The 26045-nt window shown below is 63.6% G+C and carries 23 protein-coding genes and 1 pseudogene; 16 read left to right on the top strand and 8 right to left on the bottom strand.

The window, feature by feature from the left end; all coding sequences use genetic code 11:
- Positions 1-88 precede the first annotated feature (88 nt).
- Positions 89-1129 (top strand): ABC transporter substrate-binding protein, encoded by a 1041-nt coding sequence (locus LWC34_RS29380; protein WP_233728327.1) that lies wholly within the window; start codon positions 89-91, stop codon positions 1127-1129.
- Positions 1130-1677: 548 nt separating this feature from the next.
- Positions 1678-1947: a hypothetical protein gene (locus LWC34_RS29375; protein WP_233728326.1), complete on the top strand. Its 270-nt coding sequence runs from the start codon at positions 1678-1680 to the stop codon at positions 1945-1947.
- A 32-nt stretch (positions 1948-1979) separates the two neighbouring features.
- Here the strand turns inward: LWC34_RS29375 and LWC34_RS29370 are convergent, their stop codons facing one another.
- Positions 1980-2810 (bottom strand): transposase family protein, encoded by an 831-nt coding sequence (locus LWC34_RS29370; protein ID WP_233728168.1) that lies wholly within the window; start codon positions 2808-2810, stop codon positions 1980-1982.
- A 299-nt stretch (positions 2811-3109) separates the two neighbouring features.
- Between LWC34_RS29370 and LWC34_RS29365 the strand changes: the two genes are divergently transcribed.
- The 6 genes from LWC34_RS29365 (at position 3110) to LWC34_RS58925 (ending at position 6715) form a co-directional block, all read left to right on the top strand.
- A complete protein-coding gene (locus tag LWC34_RS29365) occupies positions 3110-3373 on the top strand; it encodes a hypothetical protein (protein WP_233728325.1) in 264 nt (87 codons plus the stop codon).
- A gap of 70 nt (positions 3374-3443) precedes the next feature.
- On the top strand, positions 3444-3575 hold the full coding sequence (locus LWC34_RS57160; RefSeq protein WP_284051665.1) for a hypothetical protein: 132 nt from the start codon (positions 3444-3446) through the stop codon (positions 3573-3575).
- Between the two features lie 669 nt (positions 3576-4244).
- Positions 4245-4469: a hypothetical protein gene (locus LWC34_RS29360; protein WP_233728324.1), complete on the top strand. Its 225-nt coding sequence runs from the start codon at positions 4245-4247 to the stop codon at positions 4467-4469.
- 684 nt (positions 4470-5153) lie between these two features.
- Complete coding sequence (locus LWC34_RS29355; RefSeq protein ID WP_233728168.1) at positions 5154-5984, top strand: transposase family protein; 831 nt, start codon at positions 5154-5156, stop codon at positions 5982-5984.
- Positions 5985-6093: 109 nt separating this feature from the next.
- Positions 6094-6435: a cytidylate kinase family protein gene (locus tag LWC34_RS58930; RefSeq protein ID WP_372496638.1), complete on the top strand. Its 342-nt coding sequence runs from the start codon at positions 6094-6096 to the stop codon at positions 6433-6435.
- The gene (locus tag LWC34_RS58925) at positions 6410-6715 is read left to right on the top strand and encodes an adenylyltransferase/cytidyltransferase family protein (RefSeq protein ID WP_372496665.1); all 306 of its coding nucleotides are present in this window, start codon (positions 6410-6412) and stop codon (positions 6713-6715) included. Before LWC34_RS58930 ends, LWC34_RS58925 begins: the two co-directional genes overlap by 26 nt.
- A gap of 191 nt (positions 6716-6906) precedes the next feature.
- Here LWC34_RS58925 and LWC34_RS58920 read toward each other — a convergent pair.
- Positions 6907-7344: pseudogene (locus tag LWC34_RS58920) on the bottom strand (nitronate monooxygenase); the annotation flags it as partial.
- A gap of 516 nt (positions 7345-7860) precedes the next feature.
- Here LWC34_RS58920 and LWC34_RS29345 point away from each other — a divergent pair.
- The gene (locus tag LWC34_RS29345) at positions 7861-9132 is read left to right on the top strand and encodes a nucleotide sugar dehydrogenase (RefSeq protein ID WP_233728322.1); all 1272 of its coding nucleotides are present in this window, start codon (positions 7861-7863) and stop codon (positions 9130-9132) included.
- A gap of 52 nt (positions 9133-9184) precedes the next feature.
- On the opposite strand, the gene LWC34_RS29340 is transcribed toward LWC34_RS29345, so the two are convergent.
- Complete coding sequence (locus tag LWC34_RS29340) at positions 9185-10021, bottom strand: DUF2637 domain-containing protein (protein ID WP_233728321.1); 837 nt, start codon at positions 10019-10021, stop codon at positions 9185-9187.
- Positions 10022-11027: 1006 nt separating this feature from the next.
- Between LWC34_RS29340 and LWC34_RS29335 the strand changes: the two genes are divergently transcribed.
- The gene (locus tag LWC34_RS29335; protein WP_443667751.1) at positions 11028-12371 is read left to right on the top strand and encodes an IS701 family transposase; all 1344 of its coding nucleotides are present in this window, start codon (positions 11028-11030) and stop codon (positions 12369-12371) included.
- Positions 12372-12455: 84 nt separating this feature from the next.
- On the opposite strand, the gene LWC34_RS29330 is transcribed toward LWC34_RS29335, so the two are convergent.
- Positions 12456-13844 (bottom strand): IS1380 family transposase, encoded by a 1389-nt coding sequence (locus LWC34_RS29330; protein WP_233724823.1) that lies wholly within the window; start codon positions 13842-13844, stop codon positions 12456-12458.
- 170 nt (positions 13845-14014) lie between these two features.
- Between LWC34_RS29330 and LWC34_RS29325 the strand changes: the two genes are divergently transcribed.
- Together LWC34_RS29325 and LWC34_RS29320 are read left to right on the top strand one after the other, a co-directional pair.
- Positions 14015-14947, top strand: a complete 933-nt coding sequence (locus tag LWC34_RS29325; protein ID WP_233728320.1) for an LLM class flavin-dependent oxidoreductase — start codon at positions 14015-14017, stop codon at positions 14945-14947.
- Positions 14944-16227 carry an LLM class flavin-dependent oxidoreductase gene (locus tag LWC34_RS29320; protein WP_233728319.1) on the top strand — a complete coding sequence of 428 codons (1284 nt, stop codon included), beginning with the start codon at positions 14944-14946 and terminating at the stop codon, positions 16225-16227. The genes LWC34_RS29325 and LWC34_RS29320 overlap by 4 nt, the downstream gene beginning before the upstream one ends.
- A gap of 18 nt (positions 16228-16245) precedes the next feature.
- Here the strand turns inward: LWC34_RS29320 and LWC34_RS29315 are convergent, their stop codons facing one another.
- Positions 16246-16686, bottom strand: a complete 441-nt coding sequence (locus LWC34_RS29315) for a TetR family C-terminal domain-containing protein (protein ID WP_233728318.1) — start codon at positions 16684-16686, stop codon at positions 16246-16248.
- 163 nt (positions 16687-16849) lie between these two features.
- Complete coding sequence (locus LWC34_RS29310; RefSeq protein ID WP_233728317.1) at positions 16850-17638, bottom strand: PLL family lectin; 789 nt, start codon at positions 17636-17638, stop codon at positions 16850-16852.
- A 522-nt stretch (positions 17639-18160) separates the two neighbouring features.
- Between LWC34_RS29310 and LWC34_RS29305 the strand changes: the two genes are divergently transcribed.
- Positions 18161-19549 (top strand): IS1380 family transposase, encoded by a 1389-nt coding sequence (locus LWC34_RS29305; RefSeq protein ID WP_233724823.1) that lies wholly within the window; start codon positions 18161-18163, stop codon positions 19547-19549.
- Positions 19550-19844: 295 nt separating this feature from the next.
- Here the strand turns inward: LWC34_RS29305 and LWC34_RS29300 are convergent, their stop codons facing one another.
- Positions 19845-20738, bottom strand: a complete 894-nt coding sequence (locus LWC34_RS29300; RefSeq protein ID WP_233728316.1) for a trypsin-like serine peptidase — start codon at positions 20736-20738, stop codon at positions 19845-19847.
- 338 nt (positions 20739-21076) lie between these two features.
- Between LWC34_RS29300 and LWC34_RS29295 the strand changes: the two genes are divergently transcribed.
- A complete protein-coding gene (locus LWC34_RS29295; protein ID WP_233728315.1) occupies positions 21077-21538 on the top strand; it encodes an FtsX-like permease family protein in 462 nt (153 codons plus the stop codon).
- On the opposite strand, the gene LWC34_RS29290 is transcribed toward LWC34_RS29295, so the two are convergent.
- Positions 21524-22060: a hypothetical protein gene (locus LWC34_RS29290; protein WP_233728314.1), complete on the bottom strand. Its 537-nt coding sequence runs from the start codon at positions 22058-22060 to the stop codon at positions 21524-21526. The genes LWC34_RS29295 and LWC34_RS29290 overlap by 15 nt on opposite strands.
- A gap of 151 nt (positions 22061-22211) precedes the next feature.
- Between LWC34_RS29290 and LWC34_RS29285 the strand changes: the two genes are divergently transcribed.
- The gene (locus tag LWC34_RS29285; RefSeq protein WP_233728313.1) at positions 22212-25052 is read left to right on the top strand and encodes an AfsR/SARP family transcriptional regulator; all 2841 of its coding nucleotides are present in this window, start codon (positions 22212-22214) and stop codon (positions 25050-25052) included.
- A gap of 33 nt (positions 25053-25085) precedes the next feature.
- Positions 25086-26015, top strand: coding sequence for a LysR family transcriptional regulator (locus LWC34_RS29280; RefSeq protein ID WP_233728312.1), 930 nt, complete (start codon positions 25086-25088; stop codon positions 26013-26015).
- Positions 26016-26045: the final 30 nt, after the last annotated feature.

Here is a 26045-nt window from a genome sequence, read left to right as displayed (position 1 = left end):
CCCAGTCTTGAGGCTCGTTGAACCTCTTCCCGTCGGTGTCGGGTGCCACCCACCAATCACCTCCATCCTTCCTGGGGAGCGGCCAGCTATGCCTCGTCTTGTTCGTCGTCTGTCAGCCGTCGCCTTAGCTGCGGGCTTGCTCATGCTGACCGGCTGTGGCCTGCTCGGTGGGGCCTCGCCAGACGCGAGCCCGAACGACAAGGTAGAGAAGTCCACTATCCGGGTCGGCCGCTTGGCCCTGGTCGATGCCATACCGCTGCACATCGCGATCGACAAAGGGTATTTCGAAGCCGAAGGTCTCAAGATCGAACTGTCCACGATGGGCCGAGGCTCAGATGGCGTTGACAAGCTCGCTGCGGGTGAGCTTGACGTTGGCCTGACGTCCTACCCTCAGCCGCTCATCGCCCATACCAAAGGCGTGGCCAAGCTCAAGGTGGTGGCCGACGCTGTCGAGACGACGCCCGATCTCATCTTGGCGGTGGTGAAGGAAAACGGCCCGATCACCGATGCCCGGCAGTTGGCGGGCAAGAAGATCGCCATCTCCTCCAAGCGTGGCATTTCGGAGTTGGTCATGACCGACCAGCTCACCTCAATGGGCGTTGACCCCAAGGCGGTCAGTTTCATCAGCATGCCGATTACTGACATGCCGGCGGCGCTCGGCCGGGGTGACGTTGCGGCGGCGATCATCGCTCAGCCACCGCTGGAGGAGGCCAAGCAGCAAGGGGCCATGAAACTGCTGGACCCGTTCACGGGACCAACGGTGTCGTTTCCGTGGTCCGGCTGGTTCGCTACCGAACAGTTCGTGCGGGACAACCCGAGGACTGTTGATGCGTTCCGCCGTGCGCTGAGCCGAGGCGTGACTAATGTCTCGGACCGCAACGTGTTGGAGCAGAGCGCAGTCAAGAACCTTGGTACCAAAGAAGGGACGGCCAGGATGATGACCGTTCCGAGGTTCCCGAGCACGACTGACCCGGTGCGTCTTCAGCGGGTCGCGGATCTCTTGGCTAAGTACGGCGAGATTCCCAAGGTGGATTCGCCCCAAGGTGTGCGGGCTGAGCTGGACATGCGCTCGATGGTGCTGCCGCCGCTACCGCCAGCCTTGTGGGCGACAACTACCACCGGTAATTAGAGGGCTGCTACCAAGCCATGCGCGCCGGGGGAGGTGCTGCGCGACATGGCCCTAGCCCGAAGCACAGGTGACACAGTCATGGGAGTACGTATCGTGGATCACCACAGCAACAGCAACGTCATTCCCTTGTATACCAGCAGAACGCCGTCCGATCGAGATCGGTCGACAGTAGTCGGACTCGAATTGCCTGACCTGTCGTTCGTCGATGCGCCATTGCCAGAGCCTAGCCAGCTGTATGGGCTGATTGTCTTGGCGTTCTTGCTACATAAGCCAACACGTGCGCAGCGGTGTGTCCGTTGTGGAACGCGCTGGCCATGTGAGCACCTGCGGTTGGCCTACCGTCTGCGGGAGGCGTTCTAGTCGTGCAGCTCTCGCAGCGGAAGTACCGTCAATCCGCTCTATCGGTTGCAGAAAGCCTTGTAAGGCAACAGGAAGAAGCCGTCGACAAGTCGCCGCCCCGCGGTCGTGGGCAACGAGCGCGAAGTAGTACGGCGTCGGCCACAACCCGGAATCGGTCGCTGCCCGCCGCGTAGCGGGAGGAGTACGAAGTGGATACGCATGAGGAACGCGTTCTTAATGCGCGCCTGGGCAGCCTGAACTCGGATCTCGCTCGTTTCGTCGTTGCGGTGATTGATGCGGATCATCAGAACAAGCGTTGGCCTCACACGCGTGAAGCAGAGAGCGAGCTTGGGACTCGGCTGGTAGAGGTTGGTCGACTCCTCCTGGATCACGCTCAGCGGCTGCCCAGCGCCGAGCCGATCGAACAGCGTGACCCACGCGTGATCGAGGGTGCTTTTCAGGTGCGACGTGAAGGCTGAGAGTCAGCACAATGAGGTGATCTCAGCGACTTTCACGCGATCTTGCCGTGTTCGAAATGCGTGAGGACAAGGGCGGCTTTGACGATGTCGCCGATCTTGCTGGGGTTGGCGGTGAGATGCCGCAGGCTGCGCCAGCGTCCGGTGAGTAGGGCGAAACCACGTTCGCCCAGACACCGTAGGCCACGCAGCAGAGCGTTGCGTGTGCGGGTGTCCACGTCGAGGACCTGGCCATCGGCAGGCTGTTTGACCGGGGTGTGCACGCCGATGCCGGCACCGTCGTAGCCGCCATCGGCCAGCGTCGGCAGATCAAGGTGCGAGGCGGCCCAGTACAGCGCACCCAGCACATGCTCGCGCGCCACGGTCAAGTCATGGAGTGAACCGGGCTCGACATCCGAGACCCACCACGGAAAACCGTCCGGCGCGCACAGCGCTTGGATGTTGCCGCCGTGCTCGCGGGCTTTGCCGGAGTACCACAGGTCGATCGGCTCGCCTTTCACGCTCAACGTTTTCTCGCTACAGCGATCGGCGGAGAAGACCTTTCCATCGAGGATCACGTAGGCCGTGCCCTCATCCTTGGCCCGCTGCAGGGCCTCATGCAGGTCCGGCGCCTGCTCGGCGAGCACGATGACGACCTCATCCAAGTAGCGGTAGCCGGTGGCGCGGGAGATGCCGTGATCGCGAGCCAGGGCGGGGACGTCGGTGTTCTGCCGGAACCAGCGCAGGCCCAGCACCGCGTGGCGAAAGCAGGTCAACGCCCTGCTGTTCTTGCGGGTGCCGCGTCGGCGGCGTTCGGCGTGCAGCAGCCGGCTGAGGTAGAGGGCCAGTTCACGCGGGACATCGAGCATGGCACGATACGCAATCACGGGGAGCCTTCTGGTCCGGACTTGATCTTCGCAATCCAGTTCTACCAAGGGCTCCCCGCCCATCTTTCCCCGGGTCGCACCACTCCCCAGTACATCGACCAGCGCTCGTCCGAGCAGCTTCGCGGCTCAACAAACGAACCAGAATCTTGGTGAGATTACCTCAATGAGCGCTCAATGGTTGCCAGCAGTCGTGATAGGGACTTTCATCGTTTCCGGCGTGACACGGTACCTGATCGACCTGCGGAACGACGTCAAAGCGGCCAAAGCGCCATTCCCGTTATATCGACACGAAGGAAGTCATGAGTTTCGCGTTCAAGGCGATCGGGTTCTTTGTCGCCGCGCTGGTAGTGGTCGGCCTGGCCAAGGGTGGTCTCGGGATAGTGAACGGCACCGACACCCCGGCCTCGGTTCCCTACCGCATCAACCAGGAGTTTGCTGAAGTCGGCCTGTCCGTACCGGCGCAGGGCGGTAGCTATGGCGGGCGTCAGCCGGTGCCGTACCAGAGCGTCCCGCAGGGCACCAACCTGGAGCGCCAGCTTCAGGAGCAGGCATTCGGGCGCTGAAACACTGCACCATTGATAACAACAGCTTCAGGTCCGTGAGCTGGGGATCGATGAATCGACTGCCGCGCTCATGACTGTGCCGACTTTCCCATCCACCACTGACCCGGTTCGCTTGCAGCGGGTTGCCGATTTGTTGCAGAAGTATGGCGAGATTCCGGGGCGACTGGACATGGTCACGATGGTGCTGCCGCCGGTCGCCTGATCACCTATCCCGGAGTATTTAAACGTGTGCCAAATGCCAGGTCAAAATAATGGCGTCCATCTATCGTCGCATGTGCAGTTGTCATTTGGGGACTACTTACTGGATGACGAGTCCACAGATTCAGCTCTCCTTGAGTTTCATCCGATGGCCGAACTTGAACTGGAGACTCTTTTCGTCCTGCTAGCGATGTTAGAGAGTCCGAAGGTAGAGATGGACGCAGCGACTCTGCATGACCGTGTTCAAGCGGTAGATTTGGAGTTTACGTCGTCGATCTTGGAGCGGCTGGAAATGGGCGGGTGGACCACCACGCGCTGGGAGCTATACGACATAACTGCCCAAGTAGGAGGCGGACGGCTGTTCTACAGATTCACGACAGCCGGATGTGCGACAGCCTATGCACTCCTGGACCCTCTCAAAGATCGTCTATTCGGCCACCTTGCGCGTCTGCTGAACTTCCGACTCGACTACATGTTTCCCGAGTTGGGTCCAGAGTCGGCCTGAGATCCCAGTTGCGCCTTCGTTCGACTGTTCTGCGTCAGATGGACGATCAGAAGCAACCTCCCCGCAGCGCGGCTGAGCAGGTTTCCCAAGAGCGAGGGCGGTCAGGGTGCGTCGACCTTCTCGCTAATGACCACCCTGGCTTTAGCAACATTCCACAGGAAGGTAATGATGGCGACCGTTGCCGAGGCGTTGATCGCGCATTTTCGGCCGTGGGAGTTTTTGCCCCCGGCGGATTGGGTCGACCCGGCCCACTGCGTACATCCGGGGCCGTACACGGCCTACCGGCCGGATGTCTGGCACTGCAACCCGTGCGGGCATCCGCTCATGCGCGCCGAGATCTCCGGTATCGCAAACCGCTCTGTGATCTTGCCGGGTGCCAGACCGACCACGTAACGCGACATCTTCTCTCGTTTCATCACATTGTGTGCAATCGGAGATACTCCCATGCCTAAAATTCAGTCAACTGTGGACAGTCGTCTGGAATGGCTGATGTTCCTGGCTGACCATCCCGAGCTACTACCCGGTCCGGTGGCGTGCTCTCATGCCACGACGGTCCACTACGGGTGCGGTCGGCACTGCACCATCTGCGGAGCATCCCTCCACGGCGCATGCAACTGATTTGGATCTTTCTGCATCGCCTTTGGCGCAAGCAGAGGATAACCGCCATGCGGCGACCTTGCGTGACCTGTAGCTGCAGCAAAGGGTCACCGCATGCTGGTCGTTAGCCTTACGTTCCAGTCGCATTGTCCGATGGAATTTGAACCATGACATTTCTGAAGAACGCGGAGTCCGGATGTGCTTTTTATTGTCAGCGGCTTCACCGCGAGCGGCAAGACAACATTTTGTGACATAGTCGCCAACATGCTGCAAACGCGAAGTATGCGAACATCCGACTTTCTCCTTCAGGAATACAGTGAGGTAATCTCACCAAGATTCTGGTTCGTTTGTTGAGCCGCGAAGCTGCTCGGACGAGCGCTGGTCGATGTACTGGGGAGTGGTGAGACCCGGGGAAAGATGGGCGGGGAGCCCTTGGTAGAACTGGATTGCGAAGATCAAGTCCGGACCAGAAGGCTCCCCGTGATTGCGTATCGTGCCATGCTCGATGTCCCGCGTGAACTGGCCCTCTACCTCAGCCGGCTGCTGCACGCCGAACGCCGCCGACGCGGCACCCGCAAGAACAGCAGGGCGTTGACCTGCTTTCGCCACGCGGTGCTGGGCCTGCGCTGGTTCCGGCAGAACACCGACGTCCCCGCCCTGGCTCGCGATCACGGCATCTCCCGCGCCACCGGCTACCGCTACTTGGATGAGGTCGTCATCGTGCTCGCCGAGCAGGCGCCGGACCTGCATGAGGCCCTGCAGCGGGCCAAGGATGAGGGCACGGCCTACGTGATCCTCGATGGAAAGGTCTTCTCCGCCGATCGCTGTAGCGAGAAAACGTTGAGCGTGAAAGGCGAGCCGATCGACCTGTGGTACTCCGGCAAAGCCCGCGAGCACGGCGGCAACATCCAAGCGCTGTGCGCGCCGGACGGTTTTCCGTGGTGGGTCTCGGATGTCGAGCCCGGTTCACTCCATGACTTGACCGTGGCGCGCGAGCATGTGCTGGGTGCGCTGTACTGGGCCGCCTCGCACCTTGATCTGCCGACGCTGGCCGATGGCGGCTACGACGGTGCCGGCATCGGCGTGCACACCCCGGTCAAACAGCCTGCCGATGGCCAGGTCCTCGACGTGGACACCCGCACACGCAACGCTCTGCTGCGTGGCCTACGGTGTCTGGGCGAACGTGGTTTCGCCCTACTCACCGGACGCTGGCGCAGCCTGCGGCATCTCACCGCCAACCCCAGCAAGATCGGCGACATCGTCAAAGCCGCCCTTGTCCTCACGCATTTCGAACACGGCAAGATCGCGTGAAAGTCGCTGAGATCACCTCAGTGACTCGCGACCGAAACAGCAACGCCTCGCGAGTTGGATATCGCATGACCGAGTAGCCGCAGCGAGTCGGGACGATCTAAACAAAGGAATGCGCGCCGATCGGCAACATCTTCTCTATATCGCCAGCCATGGCACCTCGACAACTGTGCACGAGTCTGTTGCCTTACCCTATCTGGCGATTGGTGGCAATAAGGTTACCGTCTGGCTCGATTGCGACTTGGAGTTGCGAGTGAGCCGGCTAAGGCGTCAGTACGACTTTACTCAACATCAGGCAAAGTTGATTCTCTTACGAAAGGACGCCCGTACCGCAGACTATCTGCGGCAAGCTTATGGCGTCGACATCTACTCGCAGAATGGCTTCGACGTGACCCTCACCTGTCGTGAACGGTCGTTTCAAATACGAAATGGGTGGGTTTCGGTTTCATTGTGAGGCCAACGTCGTTCCCATTGGCGAGTGTCGTATAATCTCGCGCATGACGAATACTGTCGCCATCGTCAGTGGATATTTCAACCCGCTGCACGTCGGGCACGTTCGAATGATGAAAGCAGCTAAGCAGCTTGGAGATACGGCGAACCGTGCGTCGTCGCTGACCCGCGTCATCGGTCCCTGCGCCACAGGCAACGCGGTACCGAGGGTTCGCGCCAGCGGCGAATTCTCGGTGAACACGTCGGCCGCGGTCTGCGATGACACGGCGTCGTACACCGCCTGACGGACACCACGCACCACTGCCGCTGTTCCAGACCAGCGGCGCGCGAACGCCGCAGCGAGCCAGCCGTCCTGGCCGATCGGTAGCAGGTGGTCTCCGTACCGCAGCCTTCGCAGGTCATCCTCGCGAACGACTTCGCTGCCGTCCATCCGCCCTACCAGCGCGCGCAGCTCATCCGGAAGAACAGCCTCTGGCTGCATCAACAACTGGCTGTCCAGCACGACACCCGCAGCCCCACCGACAATCGCGGCGGCAGCGGTACGTTGGCCGATACCGCCCGCCACCCACACCGGCACCGTTACCGCCTCGTCGCTGAGCAGCTGTTGCATCAGTACGAACGCGCTGAGTTCGCTGACCCGGCCGCCTGATTCCATTCCGCGCGCGACGAGTCCCGCCGCACCCGCGCACACAGCCGCGTGAGCCTCGGCCAGATCGGTCACCTCGACAACAACCTGGTGGTCTGCGACCAATTCAGCGATCGGCCACGCAGAATCCGCCGTCAACAGCACCACGGCGGGCCGCTGCCCCAAGGCACGTTCCACTTCGGCCGGTGAGAACGCACAGTCTCCGCCGATCCGCACTCCCAAGTTCCCCCGGGCTCGCCTGCCGCATTGTCGAAGGGCGCGTGACATCCACGCGTCACCCGCCGCGAGGTCGACAACACCAAGGCCGCCGCCTCGCACGACCTCGCCGAGCAGGTGCGGGCTGGGCTCCATTCCTGTTCCGCCAGTGATGGCGACGACAAGATGGTCCGGCTCAGGAACGGGTGACCTGTTCAATGAAGCCTGTCCTATGTAGAGGAAAGCAGACAACCTACTGTCCAATTAAGACGCACGTCAACCGATACCGGACACGACCCCAATATCACACCGAAAACGATCGGGACAACCGCACCCATCACGCTAGCCGGTTCTTCATACCATCAGTCCTCTGTGGATGGCGTGAACACGGGCTCGATGTCCTCGTGCGCACCGTTCGGTATCAGCGAGTTCATTGCAAACTATCGGGCGTTGCTACACAACTGGCTCGATTCAATGAACGTTGGCGTGAACATACCCTGGCCATCAAGTGCGGTCGCAGCGCCATCATCCACCTATAGACTCGACTGACCGGAAGACCATGCTCATCAGGTTCACAAAGGACATCCAATGACATTGGGACGACAACGAGTGGTGGTCGTCGGTCAGGGATACGTGGGCTTACCGCTGTCGCTCAGCGCAGCACAGAGTGGACACACAGTCATCGGTTATGACGTGGACGAAGGAAAAGTCAAGCGGCTGAGCGCGGGCGAATCGTTCACCGACAACGTGTCAACGGATCTGCTTCGGCAGATGCTCGGCCTTGGCCGCTACACGCCGACAACGAAATCGGACGATTGCGCCGAGTTCGATGTGGCGGTACTGGCTGTGCCGACACCACTACAGGACGGCGTTCCGGACATCTCCTTGCTGCGCACCGCAACACGCGAAGTGGCGGGTCACCTGCGACCAGGGGCGACAGTGATCGTCGAGTCGACGACTTATCCCGGCACCACCGCGGACATCATCGCACCGATCCTGCAGGACGGCTCCGGTCTTGTCGCGGGCTCCGACTTCCACCTCGGCTTCAGCCCGGAACGCATCGACCCGGGCAATCGCGTCTGGACGCTGACGAACACACCGAAGATCGTCTCCGGAATCGATCCGGCGTCACTCAAGGCCGTGCAAAGCTTCTACGAAACCGTAGTGGACCGAACAGTCCCGGTGTCCACCACCCAGGTGGCGGAGTTGGCGAAACTATTGGAGAACACATTCAGGCACGTCAACATCGCACTGGTGAACGAACTCGCGATGCTCAGCCATCGAATGGGCATCCCGATCTGGGAGACGATCGACGCGGCGGCGACCAAACCATTCGGGTTCATGGCATTCCAGCCAGGTCCTGGAGTCGGCGGACACTGCCTGCCGGTCGATCCGACGTACCTGTCATGGCATGTGGAGCGGACCTTAGGCTTGCCGTTCCGGTTCATCGAATTGGCCAACGGCATCAACAGCCGCATGCCGGAGTACGTCGCATGGCGTATCCAAAAAGGATTGTCCGAACGCGGCAAGCCGATCGACGGCGCCCGCATCATCTTACTTGGACTGGCGTACAAGAAGAACATCGGTGACACGCGGGAATCGCCCGCGGTACCGCTGGCCGAACTGCTCACCGCGAACGGGGCACAAGTCTGGTGCAGCGACCCGCACGTCGCCGCTCCACCGCACATGATGTCCACGACATCGCAACTACATCCCACCGCAACCGAACTGGCCGAAGCGGACGCCGTCGTCCTCGTCACCGATCATGACCTATTCGACCTGGAGATGATCCAGCAAGAGGCTCAGTTCGTACTAGATTGCCGGAATCGGCTCACTGGCGCCGCCGTCGAAGCTCTGTAAGCAGCGGCACCAACGTCCGGTCGTGGTGTTCCTGTGCACCTCGACGCGCGGACTACGACAACAATGCTGTGCTGGAAACATGGTGTAGGCGGAAGCCATTCGCCACAGCCGACGGTTGGTTCTTCCCGATCGCCGCTGCCGAACTCCCATCGACAGCGGCTCGATTCGCCTCTCGTACAGCGCGAGTGAGCGCCCTGGCGGTGGCAGCCCCGATCCGCAGATGCTTGCGCACCGTCTCCGCAGATACCGGCCGGCCTGCTTGGGCCCAGTGGTGCTCGTTGAGCCGCATCGCCTCCGCTAGCTGTTCGCCGTCTAGTCCACTCTTAGCCGTACCATCCACGGGCTGCGCCGTCTGGTTCCCGGCCTTGCCGGACACTGCGGCCTTGTCGCCGTCCTCACCGTCCATAAGCGACCTGAGTCGAGCACACGCTTCCGCCGAGCACACACCGGTTCGCAACATCCACACCAAGTCCGCGGGAGCCTTTCGCTTCCACCGGCTGCCATAGCGAATTTGCAACCGCGCATACGCCATGCGAAGGTTCAACTCCTCATCCAACGCCTGCCGATAGCTGGTGACCTGCCAGAGCACCATCCGCCGCCACAACAGCCACGTCCGCCACGGCGAGAGCAGCCACCGGCCCAACGGGATCCGGTCGCGCGCAGTCCCCGCCGCGTATCCGATGCGACGCAACAACACCACACGGGCGGCCTCCACCATCACCAGCAACATGACCGGCGCAGCCGAATGGAGCCCCACCGCGATCGGATCCGGCCAACCAGCAGACACATTCGCCGCAACAGTGCCCGCAGTCAGCAGCCGCGCAAACTGACGAAGCCAACGTCCACGCCAGCACCAAATCAAGGACCACCACACCGACAAACCCGCCATCGATACCCACCGGCACCCACGACGGCAACGGAACACCAACCCGGGAAGCAAGATCAGCAATCGTCTGGTACGACCCCGCCGCACCATAAGCCGCCAACCCCAGCCCGATCCCAGCCGCCACGACAAGCGCACACCGCTGCACACCGGTCAGACGCCGCACCTGCACCGAGTCAGACATGCGACACCTCCTCACCAGGCACCGCCGACACCGCATGACAGCACGTCGGCGTAGTCCTTCGAAGTGCCCGAGGGGAGCCCGAGAGTTCCGACACCACCCGACACATCACGGCACGATCCGGCACACCGTCATGGACACAACCAGCGAGATCGGCATCTGGCGACATCACTCGTCACCACCCGACAGCCCCGAAAGTTGGCTCTTAACCAGCGGGTTCGGGGTTCGAGTCCCTGGCGGCGCACCCCCAAAGCGCAGGTCAACATCCAAGTTGACCTGCGCTTTTTGGTATTCACGGCCGCATAACCCTCGATCGGTTCTCCGGCAGCGAGTGCAACCCCGCCGAAACGATCTCGCCGCCACGCACGGTCCGCCCCGCCCGCGATCTTCCCAGTCTTGCTGTGTCCGACGGCTCCAGGAACAACGTATGGCCACGTAACGCACCTGCAACCATTCGAGTGCGCGCAATAAAACGACAGTCTGACTATGCGGGGCAGAAACCACCGACGAATAAGCGGAACAACCGCATAAAGCCGGAAAGATGTTGTGGCGGGAACACGCCGTGTGGCGCCGACCTTTCGGCATTAACCTCGGCCTTTCGCGCAGTATTTAGTTGATCTTGCTTGTGGTTTTGTCGATCTTGCCGTGAGTGTTTCCGACTGTGAGCGTGGCTAGTACGGCAGCAGCCATTCGGGTTGTGACCTGTGGGGATGTGTAGCTGGGGCCGGTGGCGACATGGGGCAGCCGCCTGTTGATCATGTGTTTGTGAGAACTACAGGATCGCAGGCGGCTGCGGCTGCCAGGATAGGTGCTCGGTTGGCTGGGCGGAAACTGGGTGAGCTGTCCGAACGGCTGCGTTCGTGTTTTCGGCGGATCGAGCCGTTCGTGCAGGCGCGTAAGTACGTGCGGGCGGTGACAAGCGAGCTGCCGAAACGGAACGGCTGGACCATCGCTGAGTATGTCGGGGACCGGACACCGGATCGGACGCAGCGGCTGCTGAACCGGGCGGTGTGGGACGAGGCCGAGGCGATGGCGCAGATCCGGCGGTTCGCGGTGTCCGGGTTGGAGGAAGCGGCCCGCAAGGGCGGGCGCCGGCGCGGGAAGTTGGTGATCGGGGCGCTGGATGAGACGGGGCAGCAGAAGAAAGGTGAAGCCACCGCGGGTGTCAAACGGCAGCATCTGGGCTGCGCGGGTCGGGTGGAGAACGGGATCAACACGGTGCACCTGTCCTATGTGCGCGAAGGTGTCGGGCATGCGTTGATCGGGTTCCAACAGTGGATTCCCGAAGAGCACATCAGCGACCCGGTGACGTCGCTGCGCTCGGCGCTTCCCCTGGATCTGACGTTCCGCACCAAAGGACAGTTGGCCATCGACATCTGCACGACGGTGGCCGCGGACGGGTTCCGGCCTGATTTCTACTGCGGGGACGAGGTTTACGGCAGCTGCACCGAGTTGCGGGCCCACTTCGAGGCCGACAAGCAAGCCTATGTGCTGCGGGTTCAGAAGAACTTCCGGATCATCCTGTCCAGCGGCATGGAGCTGTCCTGCGACCAGGCCACGAAGACATTGCTGAAACGCGAGCGACAGTGGGAAATCCGCTCGGCCGGCAAGGGCTCCAAAGGCGACCGGTGGTATGCCTGGGCCTGGATCGCCACCAACTCGGCCCGCCACTACCTCCTCATCCGCAAACACCTGCGCACCGGCGAGTTGGCCTTCCACTACTGCTACGTGCCCGAAAGCGCACTGCTCACCAAGACCCGGCTGATCCGCGCCGCCGGGCTGCGTTGGCCTGTCGAGGAAGGATTCGAGTTCGGCAAAGACTGTTTCGGCCTGGACCAGGCTCAGGTCAGGCTCTACACCGCGATCGCCCGACACGCCGTGCTTGTATGCGCCGCTCTTGCGGTCTGCGCGGTCACCGCCGCACTGCTCCGCGACCGCACCGACAGTCAAGCCCCCGAACCCCTACACCCCGACCAGCTCCCACCCGCTGATCCCGGCCTGATCCCGCTCACCATCCCCGAAATCAAGCATCTGATCGCCGGCACCACCACACCCCGACCACCTGGACACGCAACCCACTGGGTGAACTGGCGCCGCAGGCATCAAGCACGATCACGCTGGTTCCACAAACGCGCCAGACTCGCCCGCGACATCAAGATCACCCAGGTCAGCTAACGAATGGCTGCTGCCGTACTAGCCCGCCGACCTGCTTGTGTCGGCCGCTCCGGTTCTTGCCGATCGTAGGGACAGGGGTGCGGATCAGGTGAAGGCGGCGCGGATCTTCAACCAGCCCTGGGCGATCGCGTGGGCATAGGCACAGGTTTCATCGATGCGGATCCGGACTTGCCGGGCACCACGAGTGATTCGGGCGCCCACGTGCAGCACCAAGTTCCGGAACGTAGCGATCTCGGCGCGCGCCAGCACGGGTGTGCCGGTGAAACCCAGGATTTTCGCCCAACACACCAGATCAGTGGCCGCCAGTAACGTCTCCAGCCAGGCGGTGTTCTCCGCGAACCCACGACAGGGCAGGTTGCGCAGGCCGGTGGCCTTGGCTTGGCGGATGCGGTCTTCCACCCGGGCGTGCTGGCGGTGGTGCAGTTCCAGACCGGCGGTCTGACCGGGGATGACCCGGTCGGGGATGTCGGTGATGAACGCGGTGATCCGATGCCCGTCCACATCGGTGAACCTCAACTGGGCGCCGGGATGGGGACGTTCAGCACGCACGATGACCTTCGATCCGGCAGGCCAACTCGACAGGTCGAGCATTCCGGTGATGTCGGCGACCCAGGCACCATCCCGGATCCCGCCCGCACGGTCGATGGCCGATTCCCATGCCTGGTCGGGAATCTGATCGACCACGACCTGGATGCGGGCATCCACCGGGAACCCGAAGGAGAACCACACTCCCCGCTCCCGGCACGCCTGCGCGAACGCGAGGGTGGCACCGGCGGAGTCCGAGCGGGCTACCACCCGCACCGAGTCCGGATCACCCGGACGTGGCCGGGCATGGGCGGGTAACGACGCCAACGCCCGCTCCAGCACCGCGATGTGGTCTGCTGCCGTGTTCGACCCGGCGTTACCCGCCCGCAGCAGGCCCGCCAGTGCTTCGCCTCCCGAGACCTCTGGGCGGTCCAGAAACGCCAACAACGGGTGAAAACCAAACGTCCGTTTCCAGGTTTTGGCCGCGTTCTCCTTGTCCTCAGCATGGGAAATCGTGACCGTGGCGTCGAAATCGATCCGCAGCAGCCCGGTCAGGTCCGGGCCGGCACCCGCGGCCCACGCCCGTTCTCGGGCCGCCGCCCGCGCGGCGAGTATCCCCGGCAGATGCGCTTCGTCGATCCGGTCCAGCATCCGCCAGGCGGTCGGCATGCTGGCCACCGGCCCGCACACCGCATGCTGGTCACCGAAGACCTCGATGTGCGAGACACAGTCGCCGCCATCGGCGATGGCCACGGCCATGTCGGCGAACACCTGTCCTGGTGCATGCATCCACGGACCGGCATACGTGTCGACCAACGCCTCGTTCACCCCCGCGACCAGGCCGGTGTCCTGGGCCAACTCCCGCAACATCCCCACCCCGGCATGCGACACCACACCACGCCCATCAGCACTGACCTTGACCCGCCTCGACCGCTTGCTACGCTTCACCTACGGAGTGCCCTTCTGCTTGGGATCTGCTGTCATCGCAAACAACAGTTTCCCTTGCAGGACGGCACTTCCGTGCATCTATAGCCCGTGTCGCACTATTTCGCGCGAAAGACGCAGGTTAACGTATCAGTGTTTTCCGTAGGGAACTGCACGAGTCAGGTGAATCTCAATTGAATGTAGACGCCTTCAGTTTCGGTGTCGCGATCTCCGCCCCGGCCAACGACATCCAGGTCCTCGCCGCGCGCACGGCGGACCTCCAAGCAGCCGACTTCCTCATCCTGACCGGAGGCGCGGGCGAGCGCGCCGGTCTGGCTCCGATCCCTGCGCTGGGATTCCTCGCACCACACACCACAATCGGTCTGGTGGCCGAGGTCGATGTCAGCTACGTCGAACCGTTCTTCGCATCGCGAGAACTGGCAACCCTCGACCACGCCACCGTAGGCAGGGCCGGCTGGCAGCTGAAAGTCGATACGAGTGGCGAAGCGGCACGCAAACGAGGACTCTCCGCCCCCTTGCCGCCCGACGAGCTGGCCGAGCGCGTCGTCGAGTACACCACTGTCGTGTGTGACCTGTGGGATAGCTGGGATGACGATGCGGTAGTCCGTGACCGGGCTCGTGGGATTTTCATTCGCGCTGACCGCGTGCACCGCCTCGACCACGTCGGCAAGTACTTCAGAATGCGCGGACCCGCGAACCTTCCCCGGCCGTTCCAAGGCCATCTGCCGACGTTCGTCAGCCTCACCGGCGACGCGCACAGCAGCCGTCTCGCTAGCGAAGTGGGTGAGGTCATCCGCATCCGTGCCACATCGGCCGATGAGGTCGGTGCGGTGCGTGCGCGGTTCCCGCAAGCCCGCGTGCTGGTGGACGTTCCGTTCACCGGTATGTCGGCCACGCTCGCCGCTATCGACGGGGTTTCCGAGGTGGCGCAAGGAATCGTCGTGGAGCTCGATGCCCTGGATCTCGGCGGCACGCCGCTTACGGTCCTCGCCGCCGAACTCACCAAGCGCGGCCTGCGTGGTGACGCCCCCCGCACTGGAACCTTCCGCGAACGGCTTGGACTACCCGCGGCCATCAGCCGTTTCGCCAGCAAGGAGATTTCATGAACTCCGCACGCCACATTCCCATCGGCAGCGGTTTGTACAGTACCGGCGAACCGGTCGCCTGGGCCCATCCCGACTCCGGTGACGTGATCGAGTTTTCCGCACATCGGCATTTCGCCACCGCCGCGGAGGCAGCCAAGATCGACTTCATGTTCTACGGCGAGACCCTGAGCATGGACGAAGCAGACGGCAAGATCATCGAATCGTACTCGGATGGTCGTTTCGACTCGCTGACCATCTATTCGGCCCTTGCCGCCGTCACCTCGAAGGTCGGGTTGATGGCCACCATCAACACCACCTACTGCGACCCGTACGAGCTGGCGCACCAGTACGCCTCCCTCGATGCGATCTCGGGCGGGCGCGCCGGGTGCAACCTGGTGACCTCGGCGGACCCGACGACAGCAGCGAACTTCACCGTGGGTGAGGTCCCCCGCGAGGAGCGTTATCCGAGAGCAAGCGAGTTCGTCGAACTGACCAAGCGGCTCTGGGCTTCCCCCGCGCAAGGTGTGTCCTTTCACGGCAAGTACTTCGACGTGACCACCCATGCCGGGCTGCCGCAAAGCCCGCAGGGGCGCCCGGTGCTCATGCAGGCCGGTGAGTCCCCCGCCGGGCGCGACTTCGCCGCGTCCAGTGCCGACCTGGTGTTCACCGGATTCGGCTCGGTGGAGCAGGGGCAGCCCTTCTACGCTGACGTCAAACGACGGGTCGCCGAGCACGGGCGCGATCCGGACGCGGTGAAGATCATGGCAGCCGCTTTCGTACACGTCGGCGAGACCGACGCCGACGCCGCAGCGGAGTTCGCCGAGATACAGAAGTCGCTTGCGACCCCCAGCATGGTGCGGAACTACCTCGGCCGGTACTTCGGCCGGGACCTGTCAGCCTACGACGTCGACGATCCTCTGCCGGATATCGAACCGGACTGGCAAGTCGCCAACGTGTACACGGCCAACCGCATCCGCGGCGAGCGTGATCCGCGCAAAGCCTTCGCACAGCTCAAGGAAATCGCGGAACGCGAAAACCTGTCGATGAGGCAATTGGTGGGACGTGTGTTCGACGACGCCTTGATGGCCACCATCGTCGGCTCGCCGTCCACAGTCGCCGATCTCATCGAAGACGCGGTGGACCGGCGTGCCGTGGACGGGTTTGCTTTCAGCTCCTCCCTGCAGCCCTACGGGATGGACCGGTTCTACGACCTCGTGCTCCCGATCCTGCGTGAACGTGGCCGGTTCCGTGAGGACTACACCGGCAGCACCCTTCGAGAGCACTTGGGCCTGCCAGCCTGAGAACCGGGCCATCGATGACTATGACGTGCTGACGCGAAGGCCTTTCACCAGTTCGGCGACCGAGTGGGTGGCGGCTTTGAGGCGTTCGGCGCGGTCCGCGTCATCCGGTGCCGCGGCGACCCACTTGGACGCGTTGGACAGTGCGCCGATGAGCATCGTGGCGATCGCGGTCGGCGAGATCTTCTTCGGAACGTCGCCGCGGTCCTTCGCCTCTTGGACGATCTCGGAAAGCGTTATGACGGCATCTTTGACCACCGCGGGCGCGTCACTGAACACGATCTGCTGGAAGACCGGGTCTTGCGTCTTCTCGATGTACGCGCGGACGCGAAGCACGAGCGCGCGCAGGGGATCCTTCGCAGAGCGCGGGAGCGCCTTCAGCTGGACGTTCAGCTCGTTGTCCATTTTCCTGACCACCGCGTCCAGCAGCCTGCTTCTTAACGCCGAAGTGGTGATATGCACCGGCTGCGAAGGAATCCGCCGGGCAGTCCTGCGTACCTACGGCAAAGGCCGGGGCGACAAACCGGTCAGCAAGTCTGAACTCGCTCCACAGCTATGTGAGGAAGTAGTGTCGGCCCGCCGGAGATCATCCGACGGGCCGACACGACGTTTATGATCAGCTGGATCATCCGGACAGGTTCTTACCGTAGACGACGTTGTTAGCGCCACGAATGAAAATGAGGATCGCGATACCGATGGCGTAGACGACTGGCGCCGAGAACGTGCGCCAGTTCTGCGGATCATTGTCGAATTGTCCACTCCACCCTGGGCCGCCGGTGAACCGTGTGCGGGTGATCGTGCGGCCGTCGTTCTGCGCAGGGTCGGCCCGTAGTGCGACAGCATCCATCTGGTTACCCGCGGCTACGACGCTCGGGCGCCCTATTACCACCGGTGAGCCTGGGATCATTTGGCTGCCGCTCCACGGCCCGTTTCCGTTTCTGGTTGCCCAGTACAGGCGGTTTGGTCCTGAGCGTCGGTAGACGAGCACCTCTGTTCCGGCGAAATTGGTGAGGGCAGGCGAACTCGGTGATTCCGCGCCGGTGTTCTGGCCGTTGCTCCAGGTGATCGCGAAAGTGCTGGTGTCCAGCGTGCCGTCGATGGTCGAAAGGACCGGATTGTTGCCTGCGTTGCGGTACGCGACCGTGACACGCCCGTTGATCTCGCTGATCACCGGGGTCGCCGACGTGCTGATCGGCCTGCCATCGAAATCCGGGATGGCCCGAGGCCTCGTCCACGTGAAGATGCCGTTACCACCCGAGTTGGGGTTGACCATGTAATAGATGCGGCTGTCAAAGCCTCGGTAGACGATCACGAAGCCGAACCGCAAGCGTGCCACCGATGGGGCATTGGCGGTGGCGTTCGCGATACGCAGATTCACACCGGTCGTGCCACCGCCGGTCCGAGCTTCGTACATGATCGAGTTATCCGCCGTATGCCAGACGACAATCGCGGTGTTTGTCCCCGGATTGTACGCAGCCGCTGGCGTATCGTCCGTTACGGCGCGATTGCCGTCAAAAGCACCCCACTGGGTTTCTCCCGGAAACGCCGCAGTGGCAGCGGAAGCATTTGCCGCAGTCAGCAGCAAAGCCGACATAGCGACACTGAGGCTTATTCAGGATGATTGTACTGCTGCGCATCGCCGCAGCTCAGGTGCGGTGTCGCAGGATCCACCTCGAGTCCGTGAATAAGCCTCACTGAGAATGATTATGGTAAATCTCCGGTGACGTGAGTTTTGCCGATCTTTGCTGAGCAGAGTCATCGAGTCTCCTGGTACGAGAGTTTCGGAGAAGGCGACCATTTCCACTCATCCGAGACTAGCCTGCGTCTTTCGCGCGAAATAGTGCGACACGGGCTATAGATGCACGGAAGTGCCGTCCTGCAAGGGAAACTGTTGTTTGCGATGACAGCAGATCCCAAGCAGAAGGGCACTCCGTAGGTGAAGCGTAGCAAGCGGTCGAGGCGGGTCAAGGTCAGTGCTGATGGGCGTGGTGTGGTGTCGCATGCCGGGGTGGGGATGTTGCGGGAGTTGGCCCAGGACACCGGCCTGGTCGCGGGGGTGAACGAGGCGTTGGTCGACACGTATGCCGGTCCGTGGATGCATGCACCAGGACAGGTGTTCGCCGACATGGCCGTGGCCATCGCCGATGGCGGCGACTGTGTCTCGCACATCGAGGTCTTCGGTGACCAGCATGCGGTGTGCGGGCCGGTGGCCAGCATGCCGACCGCCTGGCGGATGCTGGACCGGATCGACGAAGCGCATCTGCCGGGGATACTCGCCGCGCGGGCGGCGGCCCGAGAACGGGCGTGGGCCGCGGGTGCCGGCCCGGACCTGACCGGGCTGCTGCGGATCGATTTCGACGCCACGGTCACGATTTCCCATGCTGAGGACAAGGAGAACGCGGCCAAAACCTGGAAACGGACGTTTGGTTTTCACCCGTTGTTGGCGTTTCTGGACCGCCCAGAGGTCTCGGGAGGCGAAGCACTGGCGGGCCTGCTGCGGGCGGGTAACGCCGGGTCGAACACGGCAGCAGACCACATCGCGGTGCTGGAGCGGGCGTTGGCGTCGTTACCCGCCCATGCCCGGCCACGTCCGGGTGATCCGGACTCGGTGCGGGTGGTAGCCCGCTCGGACTCCGCCGGTGCCACCCTCGCGTTCGCGCAGGCGTGCCGGGAGCGGGGAGTGTGGTTCTCCTTCGGGTTCCCGGTGGATGCCCGCATCCAGGTCGTGGTCGATCAGATTCCCGACCAGGCATGGGAATCGGCCATCGACCGTGCGGGCGGGATCCGGGATGGTGCCTGGGTCGCCGACATCACCGGAATGCTCGACCTGTCGAGTTGGCCTGCCGGATCGAAGGTCATCGTGCGTGCTGAACGTCCCCATCCCGGCGCCCAGTTGAGGTTCACCGATGTGGACGGGCATCGGATCACCGCGTTCATCACCGACATCCCCGACCGGGTCATCCCCGGTCAGACCGCCGGTCTGGAACTGCACCACCGCCAGCACGCCCGGGTGGAAGACCGCATCCGCCAAGCCAAGGCCACCGGCCTGCGCAACCTGCCCTGTCGTGGGTTCGCGGAGAACACCGCCTGGCTGGAGACGTTACTGGCGGCCACTGATCTGGTGTGTTGGGCGAAAATCCTGGGTTTCACCGGCACACCCGTGCTGGCGCGCGCCGAGATCGCTACGTTCCGGAACTTGGTGCTGCACGTGGGCGCCCGAATCACTCGTGGTGCCCGGCAAGTCCGGATCCGCATCGATGAAACCTGTGCCTATGCCCACGCGATCGCCCAGGGCTGGTTGAAGATCCGCGCCGCCTTCACCTGATCCGCACCCCTGTCCCTACGATCGGCAAGAACCGGAGCGGCCGACACAAGCAGGTCGGCGGGCTAGCCACGCTCACAGTCGGAAACACTCACGGCAAGATCGACAAAACCACAAGCAAGATCAACTAAATACTGCGCGAAAGGCCGAGGCTAGTCCCGAATAGCGCTATGCCACCGGCACCATGCCCGAAATACTTCCCGGCCGTGCCCGTTGATTCAGGAGCCCGATTTACGCACATTTCAGTAATGCGATCAGCTGCTTGAATCATCCTTTTTATAGAGATTGATACGTCAGGTCAGAGTTCACCGGCGCTCTGGTACAGGCTTCGCACCGCGTCAGTGAAGGCCGCGGAGTTGACGTCCAAGGTGACGTTGTTCTCGTCGGTCGTTCCGCCACTGGTGACAGCGAAGATGGTTCCATTGCCGGTGGCCGGGTTGAAGTTCCGCAACCACGGGCCGCCGCTCGCGCCGCCCGCGAGGTCGCAGTTCGTCTCCCAGAACGACTGAACCGAGTCGACCTTGAGCGTGGCGGGTTTGACGCAGGACACCAGCGCCTGGCCGCGTGCCAGCTCGGACACCGGGTAGCCGAGGATGGTCGTGTTCGCGGGCGAAGGCACCTTGTCGAACGAGATGTCCTGCGTCCCTGCCACGTCGGCGACATGCTTGCCACCAACAGGGTCCAGCGCGATCACCGCGTCGTCATCAACCCTGCTGGACGGGCCCTCATACGTTTTGGACCAGGCGAACGCCCGCACCGGGAAAATCCCGTACGGCGTCTTCGCGTGGTCGTAGCCCGGCACGAACACCAGGTTGATCACCTTGACCGGCCGGTCGAGCGGGTCCAGACCGCCGTTCACGCAATGCCCCGCCGTGAAGGCCACGTCCTTGGTGCGGCTGGGCACAACGGTCGCCGTGCATGTCTCGTCGCCGCCAGGCACCTTGGTGAAGAACAGCCGCCCAACGCCCGTAGGCAAGGGTCCTTTCCACAGCTTGCTGATGGTCTCAGCCGGGGCTACTTCGTCGGTCTCGAAGAGCGTTCGCATCCGGTCCGGCGTCCAGTAGGACAACGCCGAGGCTCGATCGGCTTTGCTCACCTTGGTCACGACCTGACCGCCATAGGCCGCGGTTGCCGGAACGGCCATCGCCAGCGCGGCACCGACGACCGTCAGCAGCACCGCGGACCGCCGCAAGCTCAGCTTCTTCCAAATCATGGTTATTGGACGCCGCAAGTCCGGCTCGGTTGCCCCACCACAGTGCTGTACACCGTGGGGTGCGTCGCACGATCATTCCGAATCCCGGTCAAACCTTGTGCCGATGGCGATGTCTTCGCCAATCCCGGGATCACCTTGGCCGAAGGCGAGCAGGTGTTGCTCGGATACGAACCCCGAGGTGCTCCATAATGGACAATTCCTCGACTGACCCGGATACCTGGTGACACCAGTGAAATCCTGGTCACGCCGGGCGCGCTGGCTTCGGCGAGCTCGCTCGTGCTCATTCGAGCATTCGGATCCAGAAGACCGGCGGCCCTGTGCGGATCGAGAACATTCGCAACGCCGTCGGCCGCCTCGGCTGGAACGGGGTCGTCTTCTCGGCAGGGACGAGCGGGGACGCGAATTACCTGCTGATCAGTGCGTTCATCACGTTGCTGATAGCCATCGCGAGCCTGATCGTCGTGGCATTGGAACAGATGCGGGAACGCCGCCGTTCGCTCGCCGTGCTGAGCGCGAACGGCGTCCCACGGTCCACTTTGGCCAGAGCATTGCTGTGGCAGACAAGCATTCCCGTCACCGTGGTAGTGGTTGTCGCGACTGTCGCCGGACTGGCGCTGGCAGCCGTGTTGCTCACGGCTACCGGTCGCCCAGTCGACATCGACTGGGCGACCGTCGCCCTCCTCGGCAGTGCCGCCCTCGGCTCTGTTCTGCTGGTCACCGTGCTCACGCTGCCCGCGCTCTGGCAGGCGACCAGCACTACCGCGCTACGGGAGGTCTGACAGCCGAACCCGTTGAGCCACCAGCGACAGGCTGACCGCGCCCGGTTCGACGTCGATGAAGAACAACGACTGGTCGGCGCACGCGTCGTCGCCGCCCCAGCCGACGACGCGGTCGAGGTCCCGGACGATGGCACGTGCGGCGACCACCTGCGGCGCGAACAACTGGTTGCTCAGCCGGATGCGGATGGCCGTGCCCGAAGCGAGGTTGGACTCGGGCAGCAAGTCGTCCACCGCGTCCGGCGGGCACCAGCCGGTGACGTCCCCGGCGCGTAACTCGATCACTTCACTGTGGACTCTGCGGATCACGTACGTCAGCAGGGTTTTCACTTCACCTGTGCGAACCTGTACTCCCCCGAGCGGGGTTCCCGGCACCGGATGGGTGTGAATCCGGCCATACGTGTCCGCCGCCGACTCCATCTCCCAGCCGTTGAGCGACTTCAGCCCGGTCCGCACCCCGTCGTGCCGCTGCCGCAGCCGTTTCAGCACGTTGTCCAGGTCAGATGTTTCCGCCAGCAACGCCATGCTCCCAGCCCCCCAGCTAGCTCACATCGAATGGCCGGACCTTGACATAGTGCGCTGCAGCACGGCTGCAGTCTCACGGAAGTCCACTGGTCAGCGGTACTCTGCACGCACCAGGAGAGGGGGCCGGGGTATGCCGGGTGTCCGGTTTGGCGTGCTGGGACCCGTCACGGCGTGGCGCGGAACCCAGCCGGTGGGACTCGGCACCAGCAAATGCCGCCAGGTGCTGGGAATGCTCCTGCTGCACGCCAACCGCCGCGTGGACCGTGAGCAGATCATCGAAGGCGCGTGGGGCTCGAATCCGCCGCGCAGCGCGGTCAACCTGGTGCAGAAGTACGTCGGCGACGTACGCCGCGCGCTGGAGCTCGACGGCGATTCGCTGGTCACGGTCGGCACCGGGTATCTGCTGCGGGTCGCGCCCGACCAGCTCGACAGCACCCAGTTCGCCTCGGATCTTGAGCACGCGCGGGAGACGAAGAACGGCGGCGACCTGGACCGGGCGCGCCAAACGCTGGCCGACGCGATGGCGTTGTGGCGTGGACCGGCGTTCAGCGGAATCGACACACCCACGGCGGACACCGAACGCGCGCGCCTCGACGAGTACCGGATCGGGGCGCTGGAGGACATAGCCGAGCTCGATCTGCTGCGCGACAACCACGCCTTGGCGGTCGCGGAGTTGTCGCGGCTCGCGAGCGAGCATCCGTATCGCGAGCGGGTCCGTGAGCTGCTGATGATCGCGTTGTACCGCAGCGGCCGTCAGGCTGACGCGCTGGCCGTCTACCAGGACATCCAGCGTCTGCTCGCGGACGAACTGGGCACCAACCCAGGTCATGGGCTGCAGCGCGTACACGCCCAGATCCTGCGCGCGGATCCCGCGTTGTCCGAGGGCGCCGCGCCGCGTGAGCCGGAGTCGCTGCCGGTGTGCCAGTTGCCCGCGGACATTCCTGACTTCACGGGCCGCGCCGAGCAGCTCGAAGACGTCCTCGGCCTGCTGACCGGCGGCCGGAACGCGGTCATCGTCGGAGCGCCGGGGACCGGGAAGTCCACGCTGGCCGTGCGTGCGGCGCACCTGGCGCGGGAGATGTTCCCGGACGGGCAGCTCTACCTTGATCTGGCCGGGACCGCCGACGTCCCGCGTGACACGGCGATGATGCTGGCCGAGTTGCTGCGCGCGCTTGGCGTGACGGACGCGGTGATGCCGGACGGCTTGCACGAGCGGGCGGCGCTGTACCGGTCGCGGCTTGCGGGCCGTCAGATGCTCGTGTTGCTCGACGACGCCGCCGGAGCGCATCAGGTACGTCCGCTGCTGCCGCCGTCGACTGGCTGCGCGGCGCTCGTGACCAGCAGGCACCTGTTGGGCGATTTGACCAGTGCGCATCATGTTGAGCTGGACGTTTTGCCTAGTGAGGACGCCCGTGCGTTGCTCGCGGGCATTGTCGGCAGCGATCGGACCGACCGTGAACCTGAGCAGGCCGTCGCGATTGTCGAGCGGTGCGGACGCCTGCCGCTGGCGATCCGGATCGCGGGCGCGCGGCTGGCATCCAGGCAGGCCTGGACGCTGCAGGTGCTGCAGGACCGGCTGGAAGACGAGTCACGGCGGCTGTGTGAACTGCGTGTCGGCGATCTGGACCTGCGGGCGAACTTCGACCTGAGCGTGCGGATGGTGCCAGCCGACAGCGCACGCGCGTTCCGGCTGATGGGCCTGCTCGGCGCGGAAACCCTGCCAGGCTGGGTGATCGGCGCGCTAATCGACCAACACGACGCCGACGACGTGCTCGATGCGTTGGTGGACGCCAACTTGGTGCGTCTGATGGACACGGACTCGGTCGGCCAGCCGCGATACCGGCTGCACGATTTACTGCGCGCGTACGCAGCCAAGGCGGCCGAGGAGCATTACCCGTTGGAGGAACGGCGTGCTGCCGTCGAGCGGGTACTCGGCGCGTGGCTCGCGTTGACCGAGCAGGCGCGGGATCTGTTCTACCCCAGTCTTTTCGAGCCGACGCGCGGCGCCGCGTCGCGCTGGCAGCCGGTCTACAAGGTGGTCGACCCGATCGCGTGGTTCGACGTCGAACGCGGCAGGCTGTTGCACGCGATCCAGCTCGCGGTCGACTGGGATCTGGACGAACTCGCGTGGGAACTCGCGGTCGCGGCCGTGCCGTACTACGACCACCGGAGCCTGTACCAAGACTGGATCCGAAGCCACCGGATCGCGCTGACGTCCCGCACCCTGCGCGGTGAGGCCGCGTTGTTGCAAAGCCTCGGCCAGGTGCACATTTACCTTGACGAAGACGCCAAGGCGCTGCGGGCGTTGAAGCGCAGCGTGCAACTGCACCACGAAGCTGGCGACAAACGCGGGTCGGCGCTCGCGTTGGCAGGCCTGGCCACCATGCGACGCGTGCACGGCAACTACGACCTCGCGCTCGGCGACGCGTGCGCAGCTTTGAACCTGTGCGTCGAAGTAGGACACCAGCACATGGAAGCGCAGCTGCGCAGCGCGATCGGCCTGATCCGGCTCATCCAGGGCAACCTCGACGAGGCGAAAGAGTGGATCGACAGTGGACTGGCCGTGGCACGCCAACTGCGCGACCGGCACAGGCAAGCGGTGATCCTACGCAACTCCAGCAAGTACTTCCAGCAGGCCGACGACACACCGGCGGCGTTGCGGTGCTTGACGAAGGCGTTGACGATCTTCAAGGACCTCAACGACGAACGCTGCGCGGCGTACACGGAACAGCGGGTCGGCAACGTGTACGCCCAACTCGACGACCACCCACGTGCCCGATACGCCTTGCAGCGCGCGGCTGACGTGTTCTACGTCAACGCCGACCGTCGCAACGAAGCCGAGTGCTGGCAACAACTCGGCGAACTGGACGTCCGGCACGGCGAACTCGACGCCGCCCGCACGCATCTTGGCCGCGCATTGGAACTCTGGCAGGCAATCGAGCTCGCCGACCGTGCCGCGGCGGTGGAAATCGCGCTGCAGCGTATCAATTGACAACGTTCGGGTTGTCATGGAAGGTTTTTCAGCATGGATCTTGACCTGGTCCTCGTCCGTTCCTTTGTCGTCACAGCGGAAGAACTGCATTTGCGGCAGGCGGCCGATCGCCTGTTCATCACCCAGCAGGCGCTGGCGCAGCGAATCCAACGACTCGAGGACGGGGTCGGGCTCCGGCTTTTCCGGCGGACCACACAAGGCGTCGAGCTGACCGGCGCCGGTCAGGAGTTCCTGTCGTCGGCAAGGGATCTGCTCGCCATCGCCAAGCAGACCGCCGCGAAAGTGCTCAACCGGGACATGCGGCCGTTGCGGATCGACGTGGTCGACGAACGACTCTCGCCGCTGCGGCTCGTTCACCGGCTGCTCGCCGAGGAACCGGGCGTACCGCTGAAACTCACCATGCACCACGCCCTTGCCACGGCTTTGCCCAACATTTCCGCTGGTTCCCTTGACGCCGCGTTCGGCTGGGTCGACGGGGTCACTGGGCCGTGGCCGTCCGGTATCAAGCATCGGTTGATCCGCCTCGAACCGCTCGCCGCGCTGATCCCGAAGGATCACCCGCTGGCCGACCGGCACACCTTGCACCCCAAGGATTTACGTTCGTTTGGGCTCTGGACGCCGCATTACAGTGACGAATGGGAGCACTACCTTCAGGAATTCTCGGCTGCTTTCGACGTCGCGCTGACCATCTCGGACACGGTGGCGAGCGATTCCCATTTCCTGGCTGGCTTGAAACGGCGCCAGCCGCTCGTCTGCCTCGGTGGTGTGGAGGTGTCGTCTGAATACATGACGGCCTCTCGGGTGATTCCGCTGATCGAGCCGACTCCGGTCTATCCGTGGTCGCTGGCGTGGCGCGCGGACGACCCGCATCCGCTCATCTCCCGGCTGCTCGAGTTCGCCGAGGAAACCGCCGTGGACTACGTGCCCGGCGAGCACTGGCTGCCTCCTCTCACGCAGGGCTGAAGGTATGCCGATCTTCGGGCACGAAACGCC

The organism is Kibdelosporangium philippinense (genome assembly GCF_021390435.2).
Taxonomy (GTDB): Bacteria; Actinomycetota; Actinomycetes; order Mycobacteriales; family Pseudonocardiaceae; genus Kibdelosporangium; species Kibdelosporangium philippinense.
Note: the sequence above shows the minus strand (reverse complement) of the source record. Positions and strands in the feature narration are given on the sequence as shown.